The sequence below is a fragment of the Winogradskyella ouciana genome, assembly GCF_965284585.1.
GTDB classification, from domain to species: domain Bacteria; phylum Bacteroidota; class Bacteroidia; order Flavobacteriales; family Flavobacteriaceae; genus Winogradskyella; species Winogradskyella ouciana.
In genome coordinates this window covers 2682456-2709236 of sequence record NZ_OZ260095.1, presented here as the reverse complement: position 1 = coordinate 2709236, position 26781 = coordinate 2682456, and the positions used below count along the sequence as shown (strand labels likewise).

26 protein-coding genes are annotated in these 26781 nt (G+C 35.3%); 14 read left to right on the top strand and 12 right to left on the bottom strand.

Going from position 1 to position 26781, the window contains the following annotated elements; translation table 11 throughout:
* Positions 1–47 precede the first annotated feature (47 nt).
* Complete coding sequence (locus ACQ65V_RS12095) at positions 48–527, bottom strand: Lrp/AsnC family transcriptional regulator (RefSeq protein WP_155087414.1); 480 nt, start codon at positions 525–527, stop codon at positions 48–50.
* Positions 528–600: 73 nt separating this feature from the next.
* Positions 601–1746 carry a M14 family zinc carboxypeptidase gene (locus ACQ65V_RS12090; RefSeq protein ID WP_430468100.1) on the bottom strand — a complete coding sequence of 382 codons (1146 nt, stop codon included), beginning with the start codon at positions 1744–1746 and terminating at the stop codon, positions 601–603.
* A 303-nt stretch (positions 1747–2049) separates the two neighbouring features.
* On the opposite strand from ACQ65V_RS12090, the gene ACQ65V_RS12085 reads away from it, so the two are divergent.
* Genes ACQ65V_RS12085 through ACQ65V_RS12075 form a run of 3 tightly spaced genes read left to right on the top strand, consistent with a single transcriptional unit; the run spans position 2050 to position 3637 of the window.
* Complete coding sequence (locus ACQ65V_RS12085) at positions 2050–2415, top strand: helix-turn-helix domain-containing protein (protein ID WP_430468099.1); 366 nt, start codon at positions 2050–2052, stop codon at positions 2413–2415.
* Between the two features lie 41 nt (positions 2416–2456).
* Positions 2457–2843: a hypothetical protein gene (locus tag ACQ65V_RS12080; RefSeq protein ID WP_430468098.1), complete on the top strand. Its 387-nt coding sequence runs from the start codon at positions 2457–2459 to the stop codon at positions 2841–2843.
* 5 nt (positions 2844–2848) lie between these two features.
* The gene (locus ACQ65V_RS12075; RefSeq protein ID WP_412560975.1) at positions 2849–3637 is read left to right on the top strand and encodes a TerC family protein; all 789 of its coding nucleotides are present in this window, start codon (positions 2849–2851) and stop codon (positions 3635–3637) included.
* A gap of 2 nt (positions 3638–3639) precedes the next feature.
* Here ACQ65V_RS12075 and ACQ65V_RS12070 read toward each other — a convergent pair whose 3' ends face one another.
* From ACQ65V_RS12070 to ACQ65V_RS12035, 8 genes are all read right to left on the bottom strand, one after another.
* Positions 3640–6321: a DNA gyrase/topoisomerase IV subunit A gene (locus ACQ65V_RS12070; RefSeq protein WP_155087409.1), complete on the bottom strand. Its 2682-nt coding sequence runs from the start codon at positions 6319–6321 to the stop codon at positions 3640–3642.
* Positions 6322–6711 carry a hypothetical protein gene (locus ACQ65V_RS12065; protein ID WP_273290822.1) on the bottom strand — a complete coding sequence of 130 codons (390 nt, stop codon included), beginning with the start codon at positions 6709–6711 and terminating at the stop codon, positions 6322–6324. It lies immediately after the preceding gene.
* Positions 6712–6791: 80 nt separating this feature from the next.
* On the bottom strand, positions 6792–8651 hold the full coding sequence (locus tag ACQ65V_RS12060) for a DNA topoisomerase IV subunit B (RefSeq protein ID WP_155087407.1): 1860 nt from the start codon (positions 8649–8651) through the stop codon (positions 6792–6794).
* A gap of 193 nt (positions 8652–8844) precedes the next feature.
* Positions 8845–9939, bottom strand: a complete 1095-nt coding sequence (ychF, locus tag ACQ65V_RS12055) for a redox-regulated ATPase YchF (RefSeq protein WP_430468097.1) — start codon at positions 9937–9939, stop codon at positions 8845–8847.
* Between the two features lie 98 nt (positions 9940–10037).
* Entirely contained in the window at positions 10038–10973 is a 936-nt protein-coding gene (locus tag ACQ65V_RS12050; RefSeq protein ID WP_430468096.1) for an FAD-dependent oxidoreductase, read from the bottom strand.
* Between the two features lie 235 nt (positions 10974–11208).
* Entirely contained in the window at positions 11209–11385 is a 177-nt protein-coding gene (locus tag ACQ65V_RS12045; protein WP_430468095.1) for a hypothetical protein, read from the bottom strand.
* A 117-nt stretch (positions 11386–11502) separates the two neighbouring features.
* Entirely contained in the window at positions 11503–12135 is a 633-nt protein-coding gene (locus ACQ65V_RS12040; RefSeq protein WP_430468094.1) for an outer membrane beta-barrel protein, read from the bottom strand.
* Positions 12136–12220: 85 nt separating this feature from the next.
* Positions 12221–12574 carry a 4Fe-4S dicluster domain-containing protein gene (locus ACQ65V_RS12035; protein WP_430468093.1) on the bottom strand — a complete coding sequence of 118 codons (354 nt, stop codon included), beginning with the start codon at positions 12572–12574 and terminating at the stop codon, positions 12221–12223.
* Positions 12575–12678: 104 nt separating this feature from the next.
* Here ACQ65V_RS12035 and ACQ65V_RS12030 point away from each other — a divergent pair, with 104 nt between their 5' ends.
* The 8 genes from ACQ65V_RS12030 (at position 12679) to ACQ65V_RS11995 (ending at position 20543) form a co-directional block, all read left to right on the top strand.
* Positions 12679–13737, top strand: coding sequence for an acyl-CoA reductase (locus ACQ65V_RS12030; RefSeq protein WP_430468092.1), 1059 nt, complete (start codon positions 12679–12681; stop codon positions 13735–13737).
* A 115-nt stretch (positions 13738–13852) separates the two neighbouring features.
* On the top strand, positions 13853–14914 hold the full coding sequence (gene serC, locus ACQ65V_RS12025) for a 3-phosphoserine/phosphohydroxythreonine transaminase (RefSeq protein WP_430468091.1): 1062 nt from the start codon (positions 13853–13855) through the stop codon (positions 14912–14914).
* Positions 14915–15053: 139 nt separating this feature from the next.
* Positions 15054–16004: a D-2-hydroxyacid dehydrogenase gene (locus ACQ65V_RS12020; protein WP_430468090.1), complete on the top strand. Its 951-nt coding sequence runs from the start codon at positions 15054–15056 to the stop codon at positions 16002–16004.
* A 103-nt stretch (positions 16005–16107) separates the two neighbouring features.
* A complete protein-coding gene (locus tag ACQ65V_RS12015; RefSeq protein ID WP_430468089.1) occupies positions 16108–16746 on the top strand; it encodes a DUF937 domain-containing protein in 639 nt (212 codons plus the stop codon).
* A 215-nt stretch (positions 16747–16961) separates the two neighbouring features.
* Positions 16962–17399, top strand: a complete 438-nt coding sequence (locus ACQ65V_RS12010; protein ID WP_430468088.1) for a DUF6146 family protein — start codon at positions 16962–16964, stop codon at positions 17397–17399.
* 28 nt (positions 17400–17427) lie between these two features.
* Positions 17428–17922 carry a DUF6787 family protein gene (locus ACQ65V_RS12005; protein WP_412560987.1) on the top strand — a complete coding sequence of 165 codons (495 nt, stop codon included), beginning with the start codon at positions 17428–17430 and terminating at the stop codon, positions 17920–17922.
* Positions 17919–18260, top strand: a complete 342-nt coding sequence (locus ACQ65V_RS12000; RefSeq protein WP_430468087.1) for a hypothetical protein — start codon at positions 17919–17921, stop codon at positions 18258–18260. Before ACQ65V_RS12005 ends, ACQ65V_RS12000 begins: the two co-directional genes overlap by 4 nt.
* Before the next feature lie 48 nt (positions 18261–18308).
* Positions 18309–20543 (top strand): TonB-dependent receptor, encoded by a 2235-nt coding sequence (locus ACQ65V_RS11995; protein ID WP_430468086.1) that lies wholly within the window; start codon positions 18309–18311, stop codon positions 20541–20543.
* A 28-nt stretch (positions 20544–20571) separates the two neighbouring features.
* On the opposite strand, the gene ACQ65V_RS11990 is transcribed toward ACQ65V_RS11995, so the two are convergent.
* Positions 20572–20850 (bottom strand): hypothetical protein, encoded by a 279-nt coding sequence (locus ACQ65V_RS11990; RefSeq protein ID WP_430468085.1) that lies wholly within the window; start codon positions 20848–20850, stop codon positions 20572–20574.
* Between the two features lie 215 nt (positions 20851–21065).
* On the opposite strand from ACQ65V_RS11990, the gene ACQ65V_RS11985 reads away from it, so the two are divergent.
* The gene (locus ACQ65V_RS11985; RefSeq protein ID WP_430468084.1) at positions 21066–23582 is read left to right on the top strand and encodes a DUF5916 domain-containing protein; all 2517 of its coding nucleotides are present in this window, start codon (positions 21066–21068) and stop codon (positions 23580–23582) included.
* A 45-nt stretch (positions 23583–23627) separates the two neighbouring features.
* Positions 23628–24290 carry an ABC transporter ATP-binding protein gene (locus tag ACQ65V_RS11980; protein WP_430468083.1) on the top strand — a complete coding sequence of 221 codons (663 nt, stop codon included), beginning with the start codon at positions 23628–23630 and terminating at the stop codon, positions 24288–24290.
* 153 nt (positions 24291–24443) lie between these two features.
* On the opposite strand, the gene ACQ65V_RS11975 is transcribed toward ACQ65V_RS11980, so the two are convergent.
* Entirely contained in the window at positions 24444–25082 is a 639-nt protein-coding gene (locus ACQ65V_RS11975) for a hypothetical protein (protein WP_430468082.1), read from the bottom strand.
* A gap of 249 nt (positions 25083–25331) precedes the next feature.
* On the opposite strand from ACQ65V_RS11975, the gene fumC reads away from it, so the two are divergent.
* The gene (fumC, locus tag ACQ65V_RS11970; RefSeq protein WP_430468081.1) at positions 25332–26729 is read left to right on the top strand and encodes a class II fumarate hydratase; all 1398 of its coding nucleotides are present in this window, start codon (positions 25332–25334) and stop codon (positions 26727–26729) included.
* Positions 26730–26781 lie beyond the last annotated feature (52 nt).

Here is a 26781-nt window from a genome sequence, read left to right as displayed (position 1 = left end):
CCCTTAGCAAATATACTAAGGGCTTCTCTATAAAATTAATAGGCTTATTATAATTCGTTAAATATGGTGTGCATTAATCGTTTTTTATCGTTAATACTTTCCTCTAAAGAAATCATAGTCTCAGTCCTGTAAACACCATCTATATCATCTATCATGAAGATAATTTCCTTAGCATGCATAGTATCCTTAGCTCTTATCTTGCAAAAAATATTAAACTTTCCTGTAGTTATGTGTGCAACTGTAACATAAGGTATGGTTTCCACACGTTCTAGAACAAACTTGGTCTGAGAGGTGTTTTGCAGAAAAACACCAACATAGGCGATAAATGAATATCCTAATTTTTTATAATCCAAAGTTAATGAAGACCCTCTTATAATTCCTGCTTCTTCCATTTTCTTTACACGTACATGAACAGTACCTGCAGATATCAATAATTTTTTAGCAATATCCGTAAATGGGATACGTGTATTATCGATAAGCATATCGAGAATTTGGTGGTCAACTTCGTCTAATTTAAACTTCGCCATAATTGTAAATCTTTAAACTTTATGCAAAAATAAAGGATTTTCATTAACAAATACGTATCTAAAAACAGTTTTTTTAAGGTTTTAATGAGATTTTTTCATTATTTATCAAAACGAAATCGTTTTCGTAACCTACTTTTATTTCTAAATCATTTACATTTTTTATTATAGATCCTTCGGCATCAATTTCCTTATGCCCAAAAAAATCATCTAACTTAGAAATTTTCTCTATAGTTGGTATAAATTCAACTTTTCCGTCAATCAATTTCTCATTATACTGTATGGCTATATCTTTTAAATTAGAAGAATCATCTGTTAGGCAAGCATTTCTGATAATGACGTCATAAAACTGTTTGCCATTTTCGGGTATGTTGAAATAATCCTCACAATTCAGGTCTTTAGTACCAGATGCAATGACGTCTAATCCTTTCAGTATGGCTATAAAAACCAAACGTCTTACCTCTTCCCTACTGTAATCATTAGGAAAATGACCAGCTTCATATAAAATTGTTGGCACACCAAAGTTTTGAAATGTATCACCAACACAGTCTAAATTAAAGCCATCATCATAGCGTGCAACACCATTAGGGATTTCCTCTTGCAGCAACTGATTAATCTCGGAGATGATGCCCATTGCAACCTTTCTATTTTCGGTTAACGTGCGTTGTGCATCTTGAGATGGCGATAAGAACGATAATATTGAGGAGTTACTGGTATCGCCTACATTATATATGGTCCTTTGGCCATGAAGGTTGAAGCAATAATCGGGTTTAAACTCATTAAAAACCTTTCTCAGCACTTTACTTTCTGGCTGTGATAAGCTTTGAGCATCTCTATTCAAATCAACATCATTGGCATTTAAGCGTGTATATCGCTCGGCACCATCGGGATTTAAAATAGGAACAACCATTAAAGTGCATGAGTCTAAAATTGTATTTGAAATCTCATTATTGGTTAAAAAGAGGTTAAAAGTATCGAACAGCGCTTTGGTGGTTGTTGATTCGTTGCCGTGCATTTGAGACCACAATAACACTTTTTTTGATCCCGTACCAAAAGTTAAACTGTAAATGGATTTGTTTAAAACTGAATATCCGACAACTGAAGTAACAGATTTAGGAAGCTTTTTTAAACACTTTTCTATATGTGAATTTGTGATGTAGCGACCAAATAGTTCTGGATTTTTAACTAGAGAATAAAGACTATTAAGATGATTTAATTTCATTAGAGAAACTTCTGGGTTACAAATGTAATCATTTGTGTTTTTACAATTGTAAACAATAAATTTATTTAAAAATGTTACAATGTTATACAACTAAACATAATGATTGACTAAGACCAACCACATAGATTGAGAATAATTTAATGATTATTATTTTTAAATCTTATTTTATTTGTTTTCAGTAATTTAATACAAAAAATCAAAGTTAAAGTTTAAGTTTTTTAATCATTTATTTTGTTAGATATTGATTATTGAAATACTAATGTTTACATTTGTACCGTTATTTAATAACAATTACTGTTTACAATGATAAACTCTAGTGAATTCACTGTTAGGCTTCAAAAAGTCATGGATTTTTACGATGAAACTGCTTCAAGTTTCGCCGAAAAAATTGGTGTGCAGCGCTCTAGTATTTCCCACATTCTCTCTGGTAGAAATAAGCCGAGTTTAGATTTTGTAATGAAAGTGCTTCACTCCTATCCGGATGTAGAATTGTATTGGTTGCTGAATGGAAAAGGCAATTTCCCAAAAACTAATACAATCTCTGAGACTCCAAATTCCAATCTTCAAATTCAAAGTGAAGATTCGCAAGAAAAACCAGTTAGCAATTCAGATATTGAAAAAATTGTGATTTTTTACAAAGACGGTACTTTTAAAAGTTATAAGCCATAAAATTAACTTCGTTATTCTTTACCTTTGCACAAAACTTTACAATGAAGCTTCTGCGCGTATTTCTTCCACTTTTGCTACTAACAGGGTGTTATTCTGTAGAACGTAACTGTGATGAGTTTAAAACTGGTGAGTTTGAATTTAACTATACTATTGATGGTATTGAAAAAACAGGTAGATTTATTAGAACCGAAACACTCAATATAGATTATTACGAAGGAAAAGTGGACACATCTTCTGTCCGTTGGATTAACGATTGCGAGTTTGTACTCAAAAAATTAAATCCAAAAACCAATTCAGAGAAAGATGAGATTCACATGAAAATATTGTCAACCACCAGTAATTCTTACACTTTTGAATATAAGCTGGCCGTAAAAAAGCCCAATAAACCAATGTATGTAGAGAAAGGAGTTGCCACAAAAATTAATTAAGGAATATGCTAGACTTTTTATTGACCTCTGATGCCATAATAGCTTTGTTAACACTCACTTTCCTAGAAATTATTTTAGGTATAGATAATATTGTTTTTATATCTATTGCCGCAAACAAACTACCGGAAGAACAAAGAAGCAAGGCAACCAATATAGGTCTTGTTCTAGCAATGGCTCAGCGTATAATATTGCTTTTCTTTGTATCGTTCCTTATTGGTCTCAGTGAGCCTTTCTATATACATGAGTCTAGCTGGCTGTCCATATCAATAAGCTGGCAAGCCATTATACTATTTGCTGGTGGGTTATTTCTTATCTATAAGAGCACAAAGGAAATACGTGAAAAAGTTGAGACGCCAGCTCATGATGAAAAAGCTGTAAAGTCTAAGGTCATAAAGTCTTTAAATCAAGCCATTACTCAAATACTAATTATTGACTTTATTTTCTCAGTCGACTCTATTCTTACGGCCGTAGGTATGACCAATGGTTTACACCCAAACCATAACTATACCCTTGTATTAATGATAATTGCTGTGATGATTTCTATTGCAGTGATGATTGGTTTTGCCAACCCAATACGTAAGTTTATTGATCGCAATCCAAGTATGCAGGTTCTTGGTTTGGCATTTCTAATTCTCATCGGCTTTATGTTAATTACCGAAGCGGCACACTTATCGCACACAGAATTCTTTGGCAACTCAGTAGGCGCCATACCAAAAGGCTACCTTTATTTTGCAATTGCCTTCTCACTTTTTGTAGAATTCCTAAACTTTAAAACGGTTAAAAAGAAAGCTTGAGTTTAAAACAATGTCGCTTGGCCTTTATCGTCAATATCAGGACCCTTACCTTCATCATCTTTTGAAGAAAGACTTTCCTTAGGTTTTTCCGTGTTTTTAGAAGTGTTGGTAACCTCTAAGTCTACTGAAACTGTTTCCTCGTCAACAACTTCGAGTTCATCTGCATGTACTTCCTCTGGTGCTTCGTAAGGCAACGGAGCCAACCTATTTATTTGGTTCACCTTGTCTTTAGTTAATTGATTTCCAAGTGCAGTAATGCCTTTTATAGCAATAAATTCTTCAAGATTGACTTCCATATTAGGTTTTCGGTCTTTGCCACGTTCTTTTGTAAACTCAACCTCTGCCATTGGTCTCCAATCCGTAAAAACCAATTCTAAACGCGAATCCTGATGATCAGAAATAAAGGATTCCTCTTTACCTTCTTGTTCTATTAAAAAGCGTTTTACGTAGTAACGTTCTTTTTCACCATCGTAATAGATAGCTGAAATCGGTTTTTTAGGCACCCATTTTTCTAGCACTATCATATCACTATCAAAGTGAGTCGTCAATTCTGGTATAATCGTTTTCGCAATTCCAGATTGTGTAATGACCAATAAACGGTCTTCGCCTCTAAACTCGCCAATGAGCTCACCTCTTTCATCTACATTGAGGCGCTGAACAGCATCATCAAACCAAATTTTACGAGGCTTGAGCGTAGAAACACCTTTCTCCTTTAGCTCTACACGCTTTACTGAATGTTTGGTTACCAAATTACCTTTAGACGAACGTCCTTTTATAAGGATATCAGCAAAGTCTAAGTCCCATTTTAGTTTTTTAATGCTTCCGACCTGGCGCAATAAAACGGTAACGACTTCGGCCTCTCCATTAGGATTTGCAGAGAAGTACCATACCAGAGAACCTTTATTACCGTTGGTTAGGTCGTATTCTCTATCCCTTGTCATACTAGTAACCGCAAAGCGTTTGACATACGAAGGCCCTTTTTTGCCATCACGATAAATCATATTGTAAATGGTACGCTTGTCTTTTTTCTTAAATACAGCAACATGGATAATATTTTTACCAATAAAGGTTTTAGAATCTACTTTGGTCACCATCATCTTTCCCTCTTGGGTAAAGACAATAATATCATCAATATCGCTACAATCACAAACATATTCATCTCTACGCAATGAGGTACCTACGAAACCTTCTTCTCTATTGACATAGAGCTTTGTGTTTCTAATTACAACCTTAGTAGCATCTACATCATCAAAGACACGCAATTCGGTTTTACGCTCCTTGCCTTCACCGTAATCTTTCTTTAATCTTTCAAAATAGGCTATAGAATAATCGATAAGATTTGCCAAATGATGCTTCATTTCAGCAATCTGATCTTCTAAAGCATCAATTTTTTGCTGCGCTTTGTCAATGTCAAACTTAGATATACGCTTAATTCTAATTTCGGTTAACCTTACAATATCTTCCTCAGTAACTTTGCGCTTTAAGTGTTTAATATATGGCTGAAGCCCTTTATCTATAGCACTGATAACCCCTTCCCAAGTCTCTTCCTCTTCAATATCGCGGTAAATTCTGTTTTCAATAAAAATACGCTCTAGTGAGGCGAAGTGCCATTGTTCTTCAAATTCACCTAACTTAATTTCTAGCTCTTGCTTTAAAAGCTGAACCGTATTATCAGTAGAACGACGTAGCATTTCCGTTACACCAACAAAATAAGGCTTGTTATCTTCAATAACACAGCCTAGTGGCGAAATTGAGGTTTCGCAATTTGTAAAGGCGTATAAGGCGTCAATAGTTTTATCTGGCGACAATCCTGAAGGCAAGTGAACTAATATTTCCACTTCTGCAGCAGTATTATCCTCTATCTTTTTTATTTTAATCTTACCCTTATCATTAGCTTTTAAGATAGAGTCTATCAACGATGATGTGGTTGTGCCAAACGGAATCTCTGTAATTGCTAAAGTATTTTTATCGTGCTGGGCAATTTTTGCTCTCACCCTTACTTTTCCGCCACGCAAACCATCATTATAATTAGTAATGTCTGCAATACCTGCAGTTGGAAAGTCTGGTAATATAGTAAAGCGTTTTCCTTTTAAATGCTTAATAGACGCATCAATGAGCTCTATAAAATTATGCGGCAATATCTTGGTTGATAGACCCACAGCAATACCTTCTCCTCCTTGCGCCAAGAGCAAAGGAAACATCACTGGTAGGTTGATAGGCTCCTTACGTCTTCCATCATAAGAGGCCTGCCATTCTGTAATTTTTGGATTATAAACCACATCTAGGGCAAACTTAGACAGCCTTGCTTCGATATAACGCGAAGCTGCAGCCCTATCACCCGTGAGAATATTTCCCCAGTTTCCTTGGGTATCTATCAATAAATCTTTTTGGCCTATCTGCACCATGGCATCTGCTATACTGGCATCACCATGTGGATGGTACTGCATCGTATGACCAACAATATTAGCCACTTTATTATAACGACCGTCGTCCAAATCTTTCATGGAGTGCATTATACGTCGTTGCACAGGCTTAAAGCCATCTTCTATGGCTGGTACAGCACGCTCTAAAATTACATAAGAGGCGTAATCCAAAAACCAATCCTTGTACATTCCGGTAACCTTGGTAATCGTCTCCTGGTTACTATTATCTTCATTTAACAATTCGTCATGTTCTTCTGCCATCTATCCTTGTTTTCGCTTTAGGTTTTCTTTTAAGTTTTTTCTAAGTGACTGCTTCACATACTTTAATTTTCTTTTTTTTACAAGGGTTACATTAAACCGTTCTTTAATGGATTTACCATTAGATTTTTTCACAAGTAATACCAGAGATTTATAAATAATGAAGTTTTTTATTTTATAACCCGCTAGTTCAGAACGGTCAAATTCTAGCTTTCGCTCCCTATAATTGATGTATTCCGTCAAAAGTAATCCTTTATTGAGTACAATTATTTTACTCCCATCGCTATCGTATTCAAAATAACCTGCAATGGAATGAAAAACTACCAAAACGATAAATAAACCTATGAGCACAAAAAATATTTCATCCTTTAAAAAGTCAAGGGATTTAAACACCGTTAGAAACAATATTGCAAAAACTATCAATATAAAATATATTGAAACAACTGTATTTTTTACTTTTCTATTGTCAGTTCTCATACCGTATCCTCAACCACATCAAGTTCTACCTTGAGGTTTTCGATTATGAATTCTTGTCTAGATGGTGTGTTTTTTCCCATATAAAAGGACAATAACTCTTCGATAGACATTTCTTTATCTAACATTACAGGATCTAATCTTATATCGTCACCAATGAAGTGTTTGAACTCATCAGGAGAAATTTCACCCAAACCTTTAAATCTTGTTATTTCTGGTTTCGGTTTCAGTTTCTCTATGGCTTCAACACGCTCTTCTTCAGAATAACAATATATTGTTTCTTTCTTGTTTCTAACTCTAAACAATGGTGTTTGTAAAATGTACAAATGACCTTCTTTAATCACCTCAGGAAAAAATTGTAAAAAGAAGGTAATAAGCAACAAACGAATATGCATACCATCAACGTCTGCATCAGTTGCTATTACTACATTATTGTACCTTAAGTCCTCTAAGGATTCTTCAATATTTAAAGCCGCTTGTAAGAGATTAAATTCCTCATTCTCATAAACAATCTTTTTACTCAGCCCATAGCAATTCAAGGGCTTTCCTTTAAGGCTAAAAACCGCTTGGGTATTGACATCCCTTGATTTTGTAATACTACCAGAAGCAGAATCTCCCTCTGTAATAAACAACGTGGTTTCTAGATTTCTTTCATTTTTAGTATCACCAAAGTGAACACGGCAATCGCGCAATTTTTTATTGTGAAGACTTGCTTTTTTAGCACGCTCTTTTGCCAACTTTCTAATGCCAGACAATTCCTTTCTTTCGCGTTCTGCCTGAAGAATCTTACGCTGAATCTTTTCAGCCGTATCAGGATTCTTATGTAAAAAATTATCGAGATTGGTTTTAACAAAGTCATTGATATAAGTTCTTACCGTAGGTAAGTCTCCACCCATATCTGTAGAGCCTAGTTTTGTTTTTGTCTGACTTTCAAAAACAGGTTCCATTACTTTTATGGCAATAGCCGTAACGACAGATTTCCTAACATCGGAAGCGTCATAGTTCTTACCGAAAAACTCTCTAATGGTTTTAACGAGCGCTTCTCGAAAAGCTGCTAAATGTGTACCACCCTGAGTTGTGTTTTGTCCGTTAACAAACGAATGATATTCTTCGCTGTACTGCGTTTTACTATGAGTTAAAGCCACTTCAATATCATCACCTCTAAGGTGAATTATTGGGTAGAGCAAATCAGATTCATTTATATTTTCAGACAAGAGGTCTTTTAGTCCATTCTCACTATAGTACTTCTCTCCATTAAAAACTATGGTCAACCCAGGATTGAGATACACATAGTTCTTCAGCATTTTTATAACATACTCATTTCGGTATTTGTAATTTTTAAAAATGCTATCATCCGGAACAAATGTTACCTTAGTACCTTTTCTACGAGACGTATCATCTAAAAACTCTTCGTCTCTTAGCTCTCCCAATTCAAACTCTGCTGAAGCAGATTTGCCATCTCGTGTAGATTCTACCCTAAAATAAGTGGATAACGCATTAACCGCTTTGGTACCGACACCATTCAATCCGACGGATTTCTTAAAAGCCTTAGAATCGTACTTACCACCAGTATTCATCTTAGACACAACATCTACAACTTTACCTAGTGGAATACCACGACCATAATCGCGTACAATGACGCGTTCTCCTTGTATTGAGATTTCAATGGTTTTACCAGCTCCCATAACAAACTCATCGATAGAGTTATCGAGAACTTCCTTAAGAAGAATGTAGATACCATCATCTGGTGAAGAACCATCACCTAATTTTCCGATATACATACCAGGACGCATTCTGATGTGTTCCTTCCAATCGAGTGAGCGTATGTTATCTTCAGTATAGTTAGTCTGTTCTGCCATAGAATTAGGACGAAATTTTTGATAGAACGCTAATATAAGACTATAGCTTAAAAAATGAAATATGGTTGGTGTAAAGTAATTAACAAGTTATCAGTATTGAAAATCTGTAGTTATCGGAATAAACGTAGTTACATAAATAGTTTAACTCATTTTACGAAAAACGAATAAAACGAGTCAACAACTGAACATCAATCTACACATTGAAAAGGAAATGCATTACATCTCCATCCTTAACGATGTAGTTTTTTCCTTCCACACGCATTTTACCAGCTTCCTTTACTTTGGCTTCACTTCCATAAGACACATAGTCATTGTAAGCAATCACCTCTGCTCTAATAAAGCCTTTTTCAAAATCAGTGTGAATGACTCCTGCTGCCTGTGGTGCAGTAGCACCAATTGCAACCGTCCAAGCTCTTACTTCTTTTACGCCAGCCGTAAAATAGGTCTGTTGATTCAATAATTTATAAGCAGATCTTATTAACTTGGCAGAGCCAGGTTCATCGAGTCCAATGTCTTCAAGGAACATTTGGCGCTCTTCGTAATCGTCGAGCTCATTTATATCTGCTTCTGTACCAACCGCTAAAACCAAAACTTCTGCATTTTCGTCTTTAACGGCTTCACGAACTTGCTCAACATATGCATTGCCAGTTGTTGCAGCACCTTCATCTACGTTGCAAACGTACATTACGGGTTTATCAGTAATAAACTGCAACGGCTTTACATACTCTACATAATCTTCGTCTGAAAACTCTAAAGCTCTAACTGAAATACCAGCCTCTAATCCATTTTTTATTTTAAGCAAAACAGCTTCTTCGGCTTGCGCTTCCTTGTTCCCAGTTTTAGCGGCACGCTTTACTTTGTCCAGCTTTTTCTCTGCAGTTTCCAAATCCTTAAGCTGCAGCTCCATATCAATGGTTTCCTTATCACGTATAGGATCTATGGAGCCATCTACATGTACAATATTATCATTATCAAAACAACGCAACACATGAAGTATCGCATCCGTTTCTCTAATATTCGCCAAGAACTGATTTCCCAAACCTTCACCTTTACTTGCTCCTTTTACCAAACCAGCAATATCTACAATCTCTACGGTTGCAGGTACTACCTTCTCAGGGTTTACCAATTCTTCTAATTTTGCCAACCTTGGATCTGGCACGTTGACCACGCCAATATTAGGCTCAATGGTACAAAACGGAAAGTTGGCACTTTGCGCTTTGGCATTAGATAAACAATTGAATAAGGTTGATTTTCCTACGTTTGGTAATCCTACTATTCCGGCTTTCATGTAAAGTTATTTTTGCGAGTGCAAATGTAGTTAATTACTAGAATAGTTTTATGTAAAAGGATTTGAAATAATTTGATGTAAAATTGCAGTTGAAGTTATTAGTTATTTACATGCTCTACAACCTCAATAGCACAGCCCCAAGCTACGGTAAATCCTGCACCTCCATGGCCGTAGTTATGAAACATATTGGGAAAACGGCTATCAAACTCAAAACGTACGGCATGCCTTTTAGGTCTTAATCCTACGATTTCTTCAATAATATCGGGTTCGTTTTGAGATGATCCACCATTTAAGAGACGTTCAACAATTAAGCGTGTATCGTTGGCCTCTACATTGGTGTTCCAATCATTGTCATAGTCTGTACCTCCAATAACACAGTCTTCACTACGATTAATAACATAACTCAGCGCCCCTTTTTTGGTAGAATCTGTATAAGACGGTATATTCATCTTATGACAGCGTAAAATCTGGCCACGCATCGGCAGTAAGTCCACATCATTGCATAGTTGCCTAGCTCCCAAACCTGTACAATTTATCACTAATTTGTCTAAAGTTGATGCTTCCTCTAGACTTGAAACAGTACGTTTTTTAAAAATGCCTCCAGAATGTTTAAAACGCGAAAACAAATAAGGCAGATACAATTGTGGTTCGGCTAACGGAACGGTTGACATCAATCCTTTTTCCATACCTATTGGCAACTCATTTGGCAATGCTTCTCTAACAGATCCTTTGGGCAACTGTTGGATCCAATCCGTATCACTATCATCATTATAAGCAGTTATAAATGGTATAAACGTCACTCCATTATCCTTCGTTATGTCTTTTTGATATTCCCTGTAAGCAAGTGTTGCCCAGCGATTGGCCTTTTCTTTCGGCTGTATCTCAAAAGGAAACCATATAGCACCTACTTTATTAGATAGGGCATTCTCAAAACCTTCTTTAGCTACTATGGTAACCTTAAATCCGCTTCCCTGTAGTTTAATCGCTTTGGTTAGGCCAATGATGCCACAACCTATGATTGTCGCAGATGTCATGATTTCATTGTTATTATTATAGGTTGTCTAGACATTTAAATAACGTTTAACAAAAAAAGTCTTTTTTAATGTAAGCAAATTACATTTATTACCATTAAAGAATAACGTTTATGTCATTTAATGAAGATTGGTTTCCAAGATGATATATAACCTTTATGTACTGTGCAGATATTATTGAACCTGAAAGTTTGAAGCGAAGTGTTGAGGGAAGTTTCAATAAAGCTGCGCAAATACCTTAGGAGTTATCTTCGTTATCATTAGTATCCTTAGCCTGCATGGCGGAACCCAAACCTGCACCAATGGCTACACCTATTGCCAGCCATAATCCAAGATTACCAGTTGCAACACCTATTGCTGTCCCTATAGCAACTCCCACTGCTATACCAATAGATAACTTATTTCCTTTTTTCATTTTGGTTAATTTATGCTATTATTTAGTACTAGTCGTGTTTTTTGAGAAAAAGCTATAAAGAAGGTACTGAGTTAAAAGTAGAGAACACAAAAATTTTACTAAAACAGATAACATTTTTTACAACCAGAAATTATACGTAGCAATCAGTCTAAAAGTGTTTGTTTTAATATTACCTCCTTTAATATCCTTATTTTTATTCACGTCAGCTAAACCAATATCATTTCTAAATTGTAAAGTAATATCTGTATTATTTTTAAATCGAAAAGTGGTACCTATACCAAATGCCAGACCATAATTAAAATCTTCAAAATTTATAAACAATGGTTCAAACTCATTTGCTTTTGCTTTATTAAAATAATTTAAAAATCCACCTCCATCAACAAAAAATTGCATTTTTTTACCAAATTTATATCTGAACAACAGAGGTATATTGAAAAAATCATGACTTTCTTTAAAAGTGTCTTTACCATCTTCATTTGCCTGGCTATCAAAATATATTATTTCTTTTTTCTTCGTCCATCTCTCAGAATTAAATCCTGTCACTATTGATATTTTATCGCTATATAAATATTCAATATTAATCCCATACATTAAACCTATTTCAAAATCACTTTTCACTTGACGTTCAAAGCCTCTTAGGTCTGTGTACTGTCCACCAACATTTAAACCAAGTTTAAGTTTCTTTTGAGCTAATGCTGGAGATAAAAAGAGAATACTAAATATTAAAACTAACGTAACTTTTGCTTTCATAAAATTTTTATTTGTTGGCTAAAATAAAAAAATCCCAAGCCAAAGGCTCAGGATTAATATTCATTTATAGTTAGTAATTAATCATTTACTCATCAGGATGCATAAAGCTCTGCTTACCTAACAACTCCTCTTCTGTTTCTACAATATCTTCGTCTGGCACACAGCAATCCACTGGGCAAACCGCAGCACACTGAGGCTCTTCATGGAAGCCCATACATTCCGTACATTTATCTGGTGCAATGTAATAAATTTCATCACTTATAGGTTCTTGTGTTTCTTCTGCATCTACTTCTTTTCCATTGGGTAAAACTACTTTTCCTGTTAGGCTTGTACCGTCAGAATAGCGCCAATCGTCGGCACCTTCGTAAATAGCAGTATTTGGGCATTCTGGCTCACAAGCTCCACAATTAATACATTCGTCTGTGATTATTATTGCCATAATTTAATTCTTCTTTTTATTGCTTAATTTTGCACTCTCTTGTAGCACGCTACAAAATACGAAGTGCAAAAATAGAGCCAAAATGGCGGTTTACCAAACACTACATGGATTTACAACAAAGAATTAACGCTTTCGCAAAATTAGGACGGTTTTTATGTCAATTTAAAACCGATGGTATCACAAAAGATGACACTGTTACATCAAACGATTTGTTTTTTGAGGGTTTTAAACATCAAATTAAATTAGCAAAAGAACACAATGGCTGGTTTACCGAAGCGAACATCTTGTTTAGTTTGGAGTCTTGGTGTAAGGCATTGACAAAGAATAACATTAAGCAATGGATATCAAAGTATAACTTCAACCTATCGGAACCAAAAACCATCGGCATAATTATGGCTGGTAATATTCCATTAGTTGGCTTTCATGATTTCCTTTCCGTGCTAATTTCTGGGCACAAGGTTTTAGTAAAACAGTCCTCTAACGATAAGCATCTTCTGCCGTTTTTGGCAAAGTATTTAGAAGTTGTTGAACCTGGCTTTAAAGATAAAATCACATTCACTGAAGGCAAACTAGAGAATTTTGATGCTGTGATCGCCACAGGTAGTGATAACACGGCACGCTATTTTGAATATTACTTTAAGGACAAGCCTTCTATTATAAGAAAGAACCGAAATTCGGTTGCAGTACTTACAGGCAATGAAACTCATGAGCAATTAGAAGCTTTATCCGATGATATGTTTAGATACTACGGTTTAGGTTGTAGAAATGTCTCAAAACTATTTGTCCCAAAGAACTATAATTTCGATGCGTTTTTTAAGGCGGTTTATAAATGGCACCATGTTATCCACGAAGCAAAATATGCCAACAACTATGATTACAACAAGGCTGTTTATTTAATGAGCGAGTTTGATATGCTTGAAAATGGATTTCTAATGGTTAAGGAAGATCCAAGCTATGCTTCGCCTATTGCTACTGTATTTTATGAAACCTACGATTCGGAAGATGATTTAAAGAAAAAACTCAAATCAGATTCAGATAAAATTCAATGTGTCGTGGCTGACGGCTTTATGAAAAACGAGGTGGATTTTGGTGAGACCCAAAAACCACAGCTTTGGGATTATGCAGATAATGTGGATACTGTTGAATTCTTGTTAAAAATTTGACCTAAAAATTATCAATTTATTAATACTTAATCCCTGATAAATTAGCACCTTTGTAGCTGTTTAAAAAATGACTCTTCAGGATATTTAGGAGATTCTGAAATAAATTCATGATAAAATGAAAAAGCATAATTTTAGCGCAGGTCCTTGTGTATTGCCAAAAACAGTAATTGAAAAAGCATCAGAAGCCCTGATAAACTTTGATGATGGACTATCCCTTATAGAAATTTCTCACCGTAGTAAGCCTTTTGTAGATGTAATGGAAAATGCCAGGTCATTGGCGTTGGAACTTCTAGGATTAGAGGGCAAAGGCTATAAGGCGTTGTTTCTACAAGGTGGAGCGAGTACTCAATTTTTGATGGTCGCTTTAAATCTATTAGAAAAACGCGCAGGTTACTTAAATACTGGTACTTGGTCGGATAAGGCTATTAAGGAAGCTAAAATCTATGACGATATATATGAAGTAGCATCCTCCAAAAGTGCTAATTTTAATTATATCCCAAAAGGTTATGACATCCCTGAAGATTACGATTATTTTCATTGTACTTCTAACAATACCATTTTCGGAACGCAAATGAAACATTTTCCTACATCACCAATCCCGATGGTATGTGATATGAGTAGTGATATCTTTTCACGTCAATTGGATTTTACTAAATTCGATTTGATCTATGCTGGCGCACAGAAAAATATGGGTCCTGCAGGTACTACTTTAGTTGTTGTGAAGGAAGATATTTTAGGTAAAGTGTCTCGTAAGATTCCATCAATGATGGATTACAAGGTTCACATTAGCAAAGGCAGTATGTTTAACACACCACCTGTATTTGCAGTATATACAAGTATGCTGACCTTGCAGTGGTTAAAGGATTTAGGTGGCATAAAAGCTATTGAAGAGGAAAATGACAAAAAAGCGCGATTGATTTATTCTGAGATTGATTTGAACCCTTTATTCAAAGGTTATGCCGTTAAAGAAGATCGTTCTAATATGAATGCCACTTTCACTCTAGAAAACGAAAATCTTAAAGAAACTTTTGATGCCATGTGGAAAGAAGCTGGCATAAACGGATTAAATGGCCACAGAAGTGTTGGTGGCTATAGAGCTTCTATGTACAATGCCTTATCGCTAGATAGCGTAAAAGTACTGGTGGAAGTTATGAGCGAACTTGAGAGTAAGGCTTAAGAAAGCCTTCAGTAAGCACTTGCAGTTTGCAGAGCTTAATAAATTAAAATAATAATAATCGTCATTCCGAACGAAGTAAAGGAATCTCTTTAATGAGATTGTCACATCATTCTTCCTCGCAATGACAAAAAACTGAATAATGAAAGTATTAGCAAACGACGGAGTTTCACAAAGCGGTATTGATGCCTTGGAAGCTGCTGGATATGAAGTCATAACAACTACAGTTGCGCAAGAGCAATTACAAAATTACATTAACGACAATAACATTGATGTCCTTTTGGTAAGAAGTGCCACAAAAGTTAGAAAGGATATTATCGACAACTGTCCTAACCTTAAGGTTATTGGCCGTGGTGGTGTTGGTATGGACAATATTGATGTAGAATATGCACGCAGTAAAGGTTTACATGTTATCAATACACCAGCAGCATCTTCGCATTCTGTTGCCGAATTGGTATTTGGACACTTCTATGGCTTGGCTCGTTTTCTTCATAACTCTAATCGTGATATGCCGCTAGAAGGTGATACTAATTTTAAAAGTTTAAAAAAATCTTACGCAAAAGGAACTGAGCTAAAAGGAAAAACACTTGGAGTTATTGGTTTTGGAAGAATTGGACAAGCTACAGCAAAAGTAGCTATCGGAGCAGGAATGAAAGTTGTTGCCTTTGATCCTTTTATTGAAAAAGCAGATTTGGAACTAGAGTTTTTTGACGGACAAAACTTAAAATTTGAAATTGAAACCATTTCTAAAGAAGACGTCTTAAAACAATCAGATTTCTTGACGCTACATGTACCTGCTCAGAAAGAGTATGTAATAGATGAAAAAGAGTTTAACCAAATGAAAGATGGTGTAATCATCGCCAATGCTGCACGTGGTGGAGTTGTAAACGAAGTGGCGCTTGTCAAAGCTCTCGAAAGCGGAAAAGTGGCTAGAGCGGCTTTAGATGTTTTTGAAAAAGAACCAGCTCCAGAAATTCAGTTGTTAATGAATCCTTCTCTTTCATTAACTCCTCACACAGGTGCTGCAACAAATGAAGCACAAGATAGAATTGGCGTGGAGTTAGCTGAGCAAATCATAAGTATTTTAAGTTAAGTCTTAAAAATGTGACCAAAGCAAAAAATATGAGTCCTACAACTGTGGGACTTTTTTTTGTACCTTCAAATACTAAATTTATTAACCGTAATCACAAAACAAAATGGAAGGAATTTTAGACTTATTAAACAGTGACTTAGGAAAAACCATCATAAGTGGTGTTTCTGGATCTACAGGAACAGACCAAAATAAAACAAGTAGTGTTTTAACCATGGCATTGCCTGTTCTTATGAAAGCTATGGAGCGCAATGCTTCTACGCCAGAAGGAGCTCAAGGTTTAATGGGTGCATTAAATAGCAAACACGACGGAAGTATCTTAGACAACTTAGGTGGTCTTTTTGGAGGTGGAGTCGATGAAGACGTAAAAACTGATGGAGATAAAATTCTTGGCCATGTTTTGGGTCAAAGACGTCATGGTGTTGAGCAAGTGTTAGGTCAGAAAGCAGGATTAGATACAAGTTCTGTTGGTAATATTCTTAAAGTTGCTGCTCCAATATTAATGGGTGTTTTAGGTAAACAAGCTCGTCAGAACAATGTAAGTTCACAAAGTGATTTAGGTGGCTTACTAGGAGGTTTATTAGGAGGAAGTAAGACTAGCAATGAGCAAAGTTTTCTTGAGAAAATATTAGATGCCGATGGTGATGGTAGTGTCATCGATGATGTTGCTGGTATGGTACTAGGTGCTGGAAAAAAGAAAAGAGGCGGACTCGGTGGTCTTTTAGGCGGTCTATTCGGAAAATAGTATTCAAATACTATGATATGTAAAAAGCAGTTCCTATTGGAGCTGCTTTTTTTGTTATTATTCTTCAACAGACTAAAAAAAGGATTGTTTACTCATTGAAACGACCAGTTTACAAAATGGGGCTATAAAATAGTGTTGATTTTACCTTGCTTTGTAGTGTTAAATAGAATTTAAAATATAAACAACACTCATTAATTTTTAATATCTTTAGTAATATGAAAAAAATCATCCCATTTATCGTATTTATAGCCCTTATTGCAAGTTGCAAATCTTACGACAATGACCAAACTATCAACAACAGTAATGATAGTGGTTTAGTGGAAAACGATACGGTTTCCATTAGTAGTGACGAAAGTGACTACGAAATTATAATCATTGAACCGGGTTTTAATGCTTGGCTGCAATCTAGAGCCAGACCAAGAGGGTTTCACTCCCAACAATGGTTAGAGTCTCGTAATGCCTTATTGGTACAATCGTGGAACCAAAGGAATCTACAACCCATGGTCTATGACCCAAATTTATATCAGCTACGGATAGATTACGATACACGCACAGATTATGGTTATGATGTTAACTATAAACTCTATAACTATTTTTTATATTTTCAGTTAAAATATAACCAAAGGTTAACATCTTTCGTTCCTAGAATTTAGCTTAAATTTGCAGCACTTAAAAAGTGTTATGGAAAAATTCAAAAAACAATGGGAAATACAACACAATTGGCAGTTGTTGTTTCCCTTTTTTGGTTTACTTGCTTTAGGCTATTCTGCCTTTAAACTCTCTAATGCTTTTTTAAAGGACTACCCTATTGCATTTTCAATTGTAGCTACAGTCCCTGTTTTTTATAGTCTATTGAAGCTAACCTTATTCATTTTCAAAAAACTGGAAAACAAGTGGATACTCGATTATAAATGGGAAATGATCCGAGTATTTATAGTCTTTGCCATAACCGGTTCATCGTCTATGCTTATAGGTAGACCAATAATGAAGTTAATAGGTATTACTAAAGAAAACTTAAATCCTCTGCTCTATTGGATTTTATTCATTATTATTGGGCTAATTTTTTATCAAATCCTTTTGGTTTTCTTTGGTTGGCTTTTTGGTCAATTTAAATTCTTTTGGGAGTTTGAAAAGAAAATGTTGAGACGATTTGGTTTAAAGCGTTTTGTAGATTGAGAATTAAGACCATTATAACATACCTTTTTAAAGTACTAGCATTTACGTTAGCACTCTCAGTGTTGTTGCCAACAGCAGTAAAGTTGTCGCATGTTTTCAATCATCATGAGCATGAAGTTTGTGAGAATGACAATAACTTAAACACACATCTTCACAAATTAGATTTAGATTGTGATTTCTACAAGTTTAAGCTTACAAGTCAATTTTATTTCAAGTTAAAATTAGAAGACTTCAAGGTTTTTGAAGACAATTATAAAATAACTAACTCTCAGTATGAGTTTGTTAGTAACTTTCAAAAATTACAAACTGCACTCAGAGGACCTCCTCAACTGATTTAATATACACAGGATACAAATTTTTTTACCAAATTATTAAATCATTACATCATGAAAAAATTATTGGCATTGGCCATAAGCTTATATTGCTTTGGTATCAATGCACAACATACATTTACAGGCAAAGTCATAGATAATACAACACAACAAAGCATCAGTTTTGCCACAATTTACTTCCCAGAACTTGAAAACGGAACTACCGCAAACGAGAACGGTGAATTCTCAATAGATATAAGCTCTGGCACCTTTAAACTCGTTGTTTCGAGTATTGGTTACGAAACTAAATCGTTGCAGATAAAGATTCCGATGTCCGAAGACTTTATTATAGTGCTTTCGGAATCTGCAATAGAGATGGAAGAAGTCATCATTTCAACACCTTTTCACAAGTTACAAAGTGAAAACGTGATGAAGGTAGAACAAAAGAAAATAAAGGAATTAAAGGCTTCTGGAGCCGTTACCTTAGCGGAAGGCATTACTAATATTGCTGGTGTGGAGAGTGTTACCACAGGGAATAGCATAGGTAAACCCGTAATACGAGGTTTAAGCTCCAATCGTGTGTTGGTTTACACGCAAGGCGTGAGGTTAGAAAACCAACAATATGGGGACGAGCACGGTCTTGGCATTAACGATGCAGGTATAGAAAGTGTAGAGGTTATAAAAGGACCCGCTTCTCTACTGTATGGTAGTGATGCCTTAGGTGGTGTGTTATACTTAAACCCAGAACGTTTTGCTAATGCAAATGAATCGTCAGCAGATGCTTCAGTAAATTACTTTAGTAATACAAGAGGTTATGCAACAAATGCTGGCTACAAAGCCTCTAAGGATGGTTTTAAATTTTTGTTTAGAGGTAGTCTTACTGAACACTCAGATTATGAAACCAATCGTTATAGAGTAACAAATTCACGCTATAGGGAACAGGATTTTAAAGCAGGTTTAGGGTATCAGGCATCAAAATTTAAAACAGAGTTCCGTTATAATTTGAATAATGCTAAAATTGGACTTCCAGAAGAAATTGGTATTCAATCCACAAACAGAGCTCCATTATTGCCTTATCAAAATATCGATAATCATATTTTCAGTTCTAAATCTACATTGTTTTTTGAAGATTCGAGCTTAGATGTTGTTTTAGGTTATACCTATAATAATAGAAAAGAGTTTGAAGAGCATCACCATCATGATGAAGACGACCACGAAAATGAAGAAGATCACGAAGACGAACATGATGAAGATGAAGAGATTACTGAGCCAGCCCTTCACATGAAGCTAAAAACCTTTAGCTATAACGTTAAATATAATCTGCCTGAACTTGGGCGTTTTGAGACCATCGTCGGTGTGCAAGGCATGAATCAGGTGAACACAAATTATGGTGAAGAGATTCTAATTCCGAATGCAACAACTAATGATTTTGGTGTACTGGCAACTTCTCATATTCATTTTGAAACGGTTGATGTGCAATTGGGTGCGCGTTATGACTACAGAAATATAGCTATAGAGAACAATGCCGAAAAAAGCTTTAATTCGTTTAACGGCGCTTTGGGCTTTAAGACAGATATTTTTAATAGAGTAACAGCGAGACTTAATTTGGCATCTGGCTTTAGGGCGCCAAACTTAGCAGAATTAGCCTCTGATGGTACACATGAAGGTACAAACCGTTATGAAATCGGAAATATTAATCTTGATTATGAACAAAATTTACAGGTAGATTTAGCTCTGGAATATAAGAACGAGCATGTTGAGTTATTTGCAAATGGGTTCTATAACAAAGTCAACGATTATATCTACTTAAATCCTAATGGTGAATTTATAGAAGACGACCCTGTTTTCATTTATGAGCAACAAGATGCCACACTTTATGGTGGTGAGTTTGGCTTACACTTACATCCACACCCTTTAGATTGGTTGCATTTTGAAAGCAGTTTTGAAACCGTTACTGGCAAATTGGATAATGATGATTATTTACCGCTTATTCCTGCTAATTCATTGACAAATACGGTAAGGGTAGAATTCGATTTTCAATCGGTTAAAGACAGTTATGTTTTTGTAAAGTTGCGCTCAACTTTCGCACAAAATAACACGAACCCTTTTGAAACTGCATCAGATGCTTACAACCTCTTAAGTGTTGGCATTGGTGGTTCTTTTGAGTTTTTAAAGAATGATATGGCAGTAACACTATCTGCCACTAATCTGTTAGATACGGAATATATTCACCATTTATCGCGCCTTAAGCCAGATGGTATTTTGAATATGGGGCGTAATGTTAATTTGGGAATTACTTATACCTTATAAAAAAAAAGCACTCAAATGAGTGCTTTTTTTATGCGTTATCTTTAGGTTTTTCTTTTTTAATGAAATAGGTGTAAATCCACATTAGAGTAAATGATGGTATGATATCAAAACCAGGCAAAGCCTCTTCAACAAAAGTGATGACACCAGCAATTCTTCCTTCTTTCCCTTTATATAATTTGGTCATTAACCAACCTGAAACTGGCGCCCAGATAATATCAGAGAATTCTCCGACACCAGGTATGATGAAAGATACAAAGCCCAATGCGTCAAACAATAGACCTAGAAATAGTATTTGGTATTTTTTCATATTTTATTTATGAATTACAGAGCAAGAAGTGTTCCAAAATATGGCACCTGTCGCTTCGTCAGAAAAATTCCATTAACATAACTTAAGGCTTTTTAACTTTTAGTTAAGACCGTTGCGTAACCTGACAAGTTAGTTTTGCAAAGTTGAAGTGTAACAACCGCAAAATAATTATGTCTTTAACAATATACTAAACTATCATCAATCATCAATCCATTATGAACTTACGTTCAATTCTACTATTGCTATTTATTTGTTTTTCAAGCATTGCCATATCCCAAGACGAGGTCATCCTTCCTGAAGAAAAAAAATCATTAAACATCAATCGAGCAGAACAAGCTCCTAAAATAGATGGCGTTTTAGATGATGTCGCTTGGCAAAATGCTGAGATAGCCACTAATTTTATTTCATTTAGACCAGAAATTGGAGATAAACGTCCACCTGAGGAACGAACCGAGGTGAAAATGACCTACGATAACCAGGCCATTTATATTGGAGCCTATCTTTACGATGATCCTACAAAAATCATGAAACAGTTGACGAGTAGAGATAATTTTGGTCAAAATGATTTTTTTGGTATCGTAATCAATCCAAACAATGATGCTCAAAACGATACACAGTTCTTCATCTTTAGCTCGGGTCAGCAAGCTGATGCTATTGCAAACCCTACAATTGGTGAAGATTTTGGATGGAATGCTGTTTGGGAAAGTTCCGTTAAAATTGTTGATGATGGCTGGATTGTAGAAGTAAAAATCCCATATCGTGCTTTACGATTTACAGATCAGGAAGAACCAACTTGGGGATTACAATTCCATAGACAATTTAGAAGAGAACGGTCGCAATACACATGGAACCCAATTGATCCAACAAAAGGAAATATTGGCATCTACCATGGAGAATTAACAGGGTTAAAAAACATTAAACCACCTGTGAGGCTTAACCTCTACCCTTTTTCAACAGGAATTATAAATGATTTTGATGGGGAAACCGAAACCGACTTAACCTTTGGTATGGATGTAAAATATGGTATTACAGACAATTTTACATTAGATGCTACTCTTGTACCAGACTTTAGCCAAGCTGGTTTTGATAACGTAACACTAAACCTTGGGCCATTTGAGCAAACCTTTTCTGAGCAACGGCAGTTTTTCACCGAAGGTGTAGAATTATTCTCTAAAGGTAATTTGTTCTTTTCAAGACGCGTAGGTAACAGACCAAGTGGCAGACTAAATCTATCTGATGACGAAGTAGCAAATGTGCCAAGTGAGGTAAAGGTTTTAAATGCGATAAAAATTTCCGGACGAACAAAAGAAGGATTGGGTATTGGAATTTTTAATGCCATTACCGAAAAAACAGAGGCAACAATTACAAATACAACCACTAATGAAAAACGTAATGAAGTCGTAGAGCCTTTTGCCAATTACAATATTCTTGTTGTAGACCAACAATTTAATGGTAACTCTTCTATTAGTTTAATCAATACCAATGTACTGAGAGAAGGAAGTTTTAGAGATGCTAATGCAACAGCATTAGTTACCAGCATACAGAATAAACGTAACACGTATAGAATAATTGGCGAAGCTAAAATGAGCAATGTTAACCGTCAATTTGATGATAATGAAACCGGATACAGTACGTTCTTTTTTATAGGAAAAGCACATGGTAATTTTAGATATAGTTTTGACCACAGCTTTGCAGACACAAAGTTTGATATTAATGATCTTGGACTTATCTTTAGAAATAACTACAATAACTTTGGAGCAGATGTATCCTATAGAATCTTTGAGCCCCAAGGCAATCTTAATAACTACCGTATAAGTGCATATATCAATTACAAAAACCTAGCTAATCCAGGAACCTTTACAGGTATAAATTTTGGAGCAAACTACAATGCACAGACCAAAGCTTTGAATAATTATGGGTTTAATATGAATATTGAACCAGGCAAACAATACGATTATTTTGAGTCTAGGGATGGCAGATTTTTTATATACGAAGATATTGTATCTGGTGGTGGGTACTACTCTTCAAATTATAACAAAAAATTTGCTTATGATATTAATGCTAACATATTTAAGATATTTGAAGATGGAAGGGATTTATTTGGGTACAACCTAAATTTAAGTCCTAGATTCAGGTTTAACGATAAATTCCAAGTGGTATATAGCATGAATCTTAATATGTCCAACGGATCCAGAGGTTATGCCACAAGAGTAGATAACCAGCCTATTTTTGGCGAGCGAAACCGCAAAAGATTAACCAATAGTATTTCAGCAAACTATACTTTTAATCCTTTTAACTCATTGGCATTAACGTTTAGACATTATTGGGATACTGTAAACTATGACGATGAATTATTTACCTTATTAGACAATGGTCGCTTAACTACAGCATCTGGTTACACTGTAGATAATATTGGTAACAGTCCAAATATAAACTTTAGTACGTGGAATATAGATTTGAGCTATTCATGGCAATTTGCACCAGGAAGTTTTTTAACAGCTTTGTATAGAAATCAGTTGTTTAATTTTGATACCATGTCGGAAGACAGTTATTCGGAAAGTTTAAATACATTATTTGATCAGCCGATGCAGCATACACTCTCTGTTAGAGTGCAGTACTTTATAGATTTTAATGGTATTAAATCTGTTTTTAAAAAGAAAACACCTGCTCAAACTGGGCAAGCGAGTAGATTTAACAATAGACCATTTAATCCGTTTAATACACTACCGTAAAACATGATGCAATAATCGTATTAAAATAGTATTTTCGCTAACACTATGATTAAGGCAACAAATATTCATAAATCCTATAGCGACCTTCATGTATTGAAAGGTGTAGATTTAACCATTTCTGAAAGTGAAATTATATCCATAGTGGGTGCTTCTGGTGCTGGTAAAACTACACTATTGCAAATCTTGGGCACTTTAGACAAACCCGATTATAAGACGGATACCGACCTCACTATCAACGGACAATCCATAACATCTTTAAACGATAAAGCATTAGCAAAATTTAGAAATAACCATATTGGTTTTATCTTTCAATTTCACCAATTACTGCCAGAATTTACAGCTTTAGAAAATGTGTGTATTCCTGCTTTTATAAATAATACACCAAAAGCAAAAGCAGAGCAACGCGCTAAGGAACTACTCGATTATTTAGGTTTATCAGAGCGTTTACAACATAAACCCAACAGTATGTCTGGTGGTGAGCAGCAGCGTGTGGCTGTAGCCAGAGCTTTAATAAATGAACCTAAAATTATCTTTGCCGACGAACCTTCTGGGAATTTAGATAGTGAATCTGCGGAACAACTTCACAATTTATTCTTTAAACTACGAGACGAATTTAAACAAACCTTTGTTATTGTTACCCATAACCAAGAACTCGCAGAAATGGCAGACAGGCAATTGACTATGGTGGATGGGAAAATTGTGGGATAGGTTTGTGTCAGGCTTATATATCTATTGTATAACCGACAGTAAAAGATTCATATATGGTAATTTTTAGGTTATTTTAGACTTTAGCAATTCCGAGTGGATACCGATATAGTCAGAACCTCCGTAATCGCCGTTAATTTCGTTAATTGCAGTAACTTATTCAAAATCAATCGTTTCCCTATCTGTTAATTTAGTTAGTTCAATAGGATTTTCCTCAAATCTTTTTACTGGTCTATCCAGTTTTTGACTTGTGTGTCCAATTGCGAATCCCATTTTATAACCAATATTGTCCTTAGTTGTTAAATATACATTATCATGTTCCTCGTCCCAATCAGGAATAAAAATCATAACTTTTTTATTTACTAAGTCTTCCCTCATCCAAGCATCTCCAGTCTCTGTCGAATACCATCCTTTAACATCAGGTTTATAATCAGATTTTAAACTTAAGTCATGAGCATTAACCAAATAATTAATAAAATAACAGTATCGCTCAAAATCAATGTCATAAGGGAATGTAATCACGAATTTATTGTTAAGAAGAAATAATCTAGGTTGAGCAATATATGTCTCTTGGTTATAAATATTACAAAATTGTTCAATAGCCTGTTTTAAATAATCCAGTTTTATATTTTTCACTAAAATTAATTTATCATTCTCAATCAGCTTGGATGGTTTTTGTGTATCGCTCGGTCTTTTTTTACTACTTAAGTCAGGTGAAGATGGTTTTAATCCAGATTGAAAAATAAAAATCACAACTATTACAATAAATCCGATAATAAAAAATGTTTTATTCATTTTGAAACAACTTTTTGTTAAAGTTTCAGTATCTCGATTCTGCTTTAATATTGCAACTATAGGTTGATTTTATCGTCTGTTAAAGAAACAGGCTCAACAAAGGTAAGCAAGTTACCATTTTAATCTCCATATGTCCATACGCAGCATTACGTATTTTTTAAGCTATCAGCATTAAAATAAAAGCCTTGTTTCCGTTTCCAAAAATGGCTTAAATCCGTAATTTTGTAGTATCCATTAAAAATAAGACCAATGACGTATAGAATTGAAAAAGATACCATGGGCGAGGTTAAAGTCCCAGCAGATAAACTTTGGGGAGCGCAAACCGAGCGTTCTCGTAATAATTTTAAAATTGGTGCACCTGCATCCATGCCTTTAGAGGTAGTGTATGGCTTTGCTTATCTTAAAAAAGCGGCTGCTTATACCAATTGTGAATTGGGTGTTTTAGACAAAGATAAACGCGATTTAATTGCGCAGGTATGTGATGAAATTTTAGATGGTAAGCACGACGATCAGTTTCCTTTGGTGATTTGGCAAACGGGTTCTGGGACACAAAGCAACATGAATGTTAACGAAGTCATTGCCAATAGAGCACAACAACTGGCTGGTAAAGTTATTGGTGAGGGTGAGAAAACCATTCAGCCTAACGATGATGTTAATAAATCCCAATCCTCAAATGACACCTTCCCTACTGGGATGCATATTGCGGCTTATAAAAAAGTGGTGGAAACGACCATTCCTGGAGTGATTCAATTAAGAAATACGCTTCATAACAAATCCCAAGAGTTTAAAGATTGTGTAAAGATTGGTAGAACACATCTTATGGATGCGACTCCGCTAACATTGGGTCAGGAATTTTCTGGTTATGTCTCACAATTAGACCATGGCTTAAAAGCTTTAGAGAGTACCTTGTCACATCTAAGTGAATTGGCACTTGGAGGTACTGCAGTAGGTACTGGCTTAAACACACCAGAAGGTTATGATGTCTTGGTTGCCAAATATATTGCTGATTTTACAGGATTGCCATTCGTTACGGCAGAAAATAAATTTGAAGCACTTGCTGCACACGATGCAATTGTTGAAACTCATGGAGCTTTGAAACTTTTAGCGGTTTCTTTAAATAAAATAGCTAACGATATTAGAATGATGGCTTCTGGCCCACGCTCTGGTATTGGAGAAATTATTATTCCTGCAAACGAGCCTGGCAGTTCTATTATGCCAGGAAAAGTAAATCCAACGCAGAGCGAAGCCTTAACTATGGTCTGTGCGCAAGTGATGGGTAACGATGTTGCCATTACTGTTGGTGGTACGCAAGGTCACTACGAGCTTAATGTGTTTAAACCTATGATGGCAGCTAATATTTTACAATCTGCGCAATTAATAGGTGATGCCTGTGTAAGTTTTGACGAGAATTGTGCACAAGGTATAGAGCCTAATCACGCAGTGATTAAAGAGTTACTGAATAACTCCTTAATGCTGGTAACAGCCTTAAATACTAAGATTGGTTATTACAAAGCAGCCGAAATAGCAAATACAGCACATAAAAACGGAACCACATTAAAAGAGGAAGCCATTAACCTTGGTTATGTTACTGCTGAAGAGTATGATGAATGGGTAAAACCAGAAGATATGGTTGGTAGCTTAAAGTAAATGTAAGTTATTGAATGTCAAGCAGAATAATAATATTATAAAATAAATTCTT

Bases quoted from the DNA above. Each gene is read 5' to 3' on its own strand.
- ACQ65V_RS12095 (WP_155087414.1), bottom strand. From the start codon at position 527: ATGGCGAAGTTTAAATTAGACGAAGTTGACCACCAAATTCTCGATATG.
- ACQ65V_RS12090 (WP_430468100.1), bottom strand. From the start codon at position 1,746: ATGAAATTAAATCATCTTAATAGTCTTTATTCTCTAGTTAAAAATCCA.
- ACQ65V_RS12085 (WP_430468099.1), top strand. From the start codon at position 2,050: ATGATAAACTCTAGTGAATTCACTGTTAGGCTTCAAAAAGTCATGGAT.
- ACQ65V_RS12080 (WP_430468098.1), top strand. From the start codon at position 2,457: ATGAAGCTTCTGCGCGTATTTCTTCCACTTTTGCTACTAACAGGGTGT.
- ACQ65V_RS12075 (WP_412560975.1), top strand. From the start codon at position 2,849: ATGCTAGACTTTTTATTGACCTCTGATGCCATAATAGCTTTGTTAACA.
- ACQ65V_RS12070 (WP_155087409.1), bottom strand. From the start codon at position 6,321: ATGGCAGAAGAACATGACGAATTGTTAAATGAAGATAATAGTAACCAG.
- ACQ65V_RS12060 (WP_155087407.1), bottom strand. From the start codon at position 8,651: ATGGCAGAACAGACTAACTATACTGAAGATAACATACGCTCACTCGAT.
- ychF (WP_430468097.1), bottom strand. From the start codon at position 9,939: ATGAAAGCCGGAATAGTAGGATTACCAAACGTAGGAAAATCAACCTTA.
- ACQ65V_RS12050 (WP_430468096.1), bottom strand. From the start codon at position 10,973: ATGACATCTGCGACAATCATAGGTTGTGGCATCATTGGCCTAACCAAA.
- ACQ65V_RS12045 (WP_430468095.1), bottom strand. From the start codon at position 11,385: ATGAAAAAAGGAAATAAGTTATCTATTGGTATAGCAGTGGGAGTTGCT.
- ACQ65V_RS12040 (WP_430468094.1), bottom strand. From the start codon at position 12,135: ATGAAAGCAAAAGTTACGTTAGTTTTAATATTTAGTATTCTCTTTTTA.
- ACQ65V_RS12035 (WP_430468093.1), bottom strand. From the start codon at position 12,574: ATGGCAATAATAATCACAGACGAATGTATTAATTGTGGAGCTTGTGAG.
- ACQ65V_RS12030 (WP_430468092.1), top strand. From the start codon at position 12,679: ATGGATTTACAACAAAGAATTAACGCTTTCGCAAAATTAGGACGGTTT.
- serC (WP_430468091.1), top strand. From the start codon at position 13,853: ATGAAAAAGCATAATTTTAGCGCAGGTCCTTGTGTATTGCCAAAAACA.
- ACQ65V_RS12020 (WP_430468090.1), top strand. From the start codon at position 15,054: ATGAAAGTATTAGCAAACGACGGAGTTTCACAAAGCGGTATTGATGCC.
- ACQ65V_RS12015 (WP_430468089.1), top strand. From the start codon at position 16,108: ATGGAAGGAATTTTAGACTTATTAAACAGTGACTTAGGAAAAACCATC.
- ACQ65V_RS12010 (WP_430468088.1), top strand. From the start codon at position 16,962: ATGAAAAAAATCATCCCATTTATCGTATTTATAGCCCTTATTGCAAGT.
- ACQ65V_RS12005 (WP_412560987.1), top strand. From the start codon at position 17,428: ATGGAAAAATTCAAAAAACAATGGGAAATACAACACAATTGGCAGTTG.
- ACQ65V_RS11995 (WP_430468086.1), top strand. From the start codon at position 18,309: ATGAAAAAATTATTGGCATTGGCCATAAGCTTATATTGCTTTGGTATC.
- ACQ65V_RS11990 (WP_430468085.1), bottom strand. From the start codon at position 20,850: ATGAAAAAATACCAAATACTATTTCTAGGTCTATTGTTTGACGCATTG.
- ACQ65V_RS11985 (WP_430468084.1), top strand. From the start codon at position 21,066: ATGAACTTACGTTCAATTCTACTATTGCTATTTATTTGTTTTTCAAGC.
- ACQ65V_RS11980 (WP_430468083.1), top strand. From the start codon at position 23,628: ATGATTAAGGCAACAAATATTCATAAATCCTATAGCGACCTTCATGTA.
- ACQ65V_RS11975 (WP_430468082.1), bottom strand. From the start codon at position 25,082: ATGAATAAAACATTTTTTATTATCGGATTTATTGTAATAGTTGTGATT.
- fumC (WP_430468081.1), top strand. From the start codon at position 25,332: ATGACGTATAGAATTGAAAAAGATACCATGGGCGAGGTTAAAGTCCCA.